The organism is Oleiphilus sp. HI0123 (genome assembly GCF_001635315.1).
Window position 1 is genome coordinate 1 of record NZ_LWGE01001395.1, and the last position, 1961, is coordinate 1961.

Consider the following 1961-nt stretch of genomic DNA (forward strand, 5'->3'; position numbering starts at 1 on the left):
CCCAGTGCATATGGCTAGGGATGATGGCTTTAATTGTGCTGATGGGGTAGTTATTCGCGTTTAACTGGCTAATGGCGGGTTTAACGTTTTCGATCGCGAACAACTGTTTCTCCCAAAAAGCGAATACTTGCATTTGTTCTTCGACTTCAGTGCCGATGCCGCTATCCCAGAGCAAATCACCCTTTGGATGTTTGATAAGAATTGCGTTATGCACTAACGTTCGCTGAGTAAACCAGCTACCACTGGATACCACCATCGCTTCTTGCGCGCCGCCTGATTCAGCGGTGACGATAACTGAAAAACTAAGATTTGCAGGTATCATCTCTCCAGCAAAAGTTGATGTGCTGCTTGTGAAAGTGATAAGCAGGAGAGGGATCAGCATGGTAAGTCTCATGACTAAGGGCTTCATAATGTTCTCTTTGTTTTTTGTATGATGAGGCGATAGTAATGACAATAGACTGATAGGTAAAATATATAATAAATATACCTGATATATATTTTATATGTATTTAGAATGCTGAGAATAATAACAAGCGACAGGCTATCACTTCCAGGAGCTTAGTGATCGCTGCGGTATTTGTTCTTATCCTGAATTAAGCGCATATTTACCTTAGCCTGAATGTTGGTGAGAGGAAATTATAAGACTGATATACTCAAGGCGCTTTAGAAGGAAATGAAGCAGAAATACTCTGCTTGGTGGTCGTTTCGCTTCACATGTTTGCATGTTAAAGACTCAATCAATAGGGAGATAAATTAGTGAACGTAATTAAAGCGGGCGCCAGCCTCATGTTGTTATTGTCTGCAAATTTAAGTGTTGCAGAAAACCACCACCATAGTACTAAGCAGTTTAAAGTGACTGAGTTAAAGCCAGGCTTTCACTTTCTTCAGGGAAAGGGCGGGAATATCTTATTGTCCGAAGGTGATGACGGGTTGTCGATAGTGACTATGCCGATATGTCAGGTGGTTTAGAGAAAACACTTGATACTTTTGGTAAACCGCTTAAGTACATCCTAAATACGCATTCGCATGGTGACCATACTCAAGGCAATAAGCTCTTGGGTAAAGAGCCTACCGTTGTCGCGCATGATAATGTTTATCAGCGTTTGAACTCTCGTCAAGAGGTTAAGCTGTTTAACATGGTGTCGGAACCATACCCAAAGCATGCGCTGCCGGATATTACCTATGATCATCGTATGACTATCCACTTTAACGGGCATGATATTTCTGTAATGCACTTGCCAATCGGACATACTGATGGCGATAGCGTGATCTTCTTTAAAGAACAAAATATTGTCCATTTGGGTGACCATTTCTTTAACGGCTTTTACCCCTTTGTTGATGTGGATGCAGGTGGGCGTGTACGAGGTGTCGCCCAGAATATTGATCGAATTTTAGATTCTATCGATGACTCAACCCAAATTGTGCCTGGGCACGGACCAATGGCAACGAAGCCAGACCTTATTGCCTTCAGAGACATGTTGCGTGGTACGGCGAAAGAGGTCGAGAGCATGATGAATGACAAGAGCCTGGAAGAGATACAAAGTGCAGGTTTGAGTGCAAAATGGGACGAGTGGGAAAACGGTTTCTTAAATGAGCCTACCTGGATCAAAATCGTCTTTAATAGTTTGCATGCGAGCCAGCACGATAAACCCAATAAACATAAGCACAAACACTAAGTTTCTCTTGGTATAGAGGCTGAAAGTAATGATGCTTTCAGTCTTTATCTAAATGAAACCAGAGAGCTTTCTGGTCTAGTGGTGTCGCTTCAGGAAGCAAAGGGTTAATCAGGCGATAGTGTAGTCGCTGCTTTAAATTAGCCTTCAGTATCAGATCAGCATAATACTGCTGGAACAGCGCATCGAACTTTCCGTCCAACAGGGCTTTCTGAAGCCCCTCTTCTATAAGGCTAGCTAAGGCCGTATTTTCTTGTGCGACAAAGAAATACGTAGCGGTCGGGTAGC

The 1961-nt window shown here is 42.8% G+C and carries 3 protein-coding genes and 1 pseudogene; 2 read left to right on the plus strand and 2 right to left on the minus strand.

Features of this window, described 5'->3' with window-relative positions; genetic code table 11:
• Positions 1-409: MBL fold metallo-hydrolase (locus A3761_RS17750; RefSeq protein ID WP_156491929.1), on the minus strand; the 409-nt coding region annotated here is incomplete at its 3' end.
• 347 nt (positions 410-756) lie between these two features.
• On the opposite strand from A3761_RS17750, the gene A3761_RS27865 reads away from it, so the two are divergent.
• Positions 757-969, plus strand: coding sequence for a hypothetical protein (locus A3761_RS27865; RefSeq protein ID WP_068567935.1), 213 nt, complete (start codon positions 757-759; stop codon positions 967-969).
• Complete coding sequence (locus tag A3761_RS17755) at positions 954-1676, plus strand: MBL fold metallo-hydrolase (RefSeq protein WP_068567991.1); 723 nt, start codon at positions 954-956, stop codon at positions 1674-1676. Before A3761_RS27865 ends, A3761_RS17755 begins: the two co-directional genes overlap by 16 nt.
• A 37-nt stretch (positions 1677-1713) precedes the next feature.
• Here the strand turns inward: A3761_RS17755 and A3761_RS27870 are convergent.
• Positions 1714-1961 (minus strand): annotated as a pseudogene (locus tag A3761_RS27870) (transporter substrate-binding domain-containing protein); the annotation flags it as partial.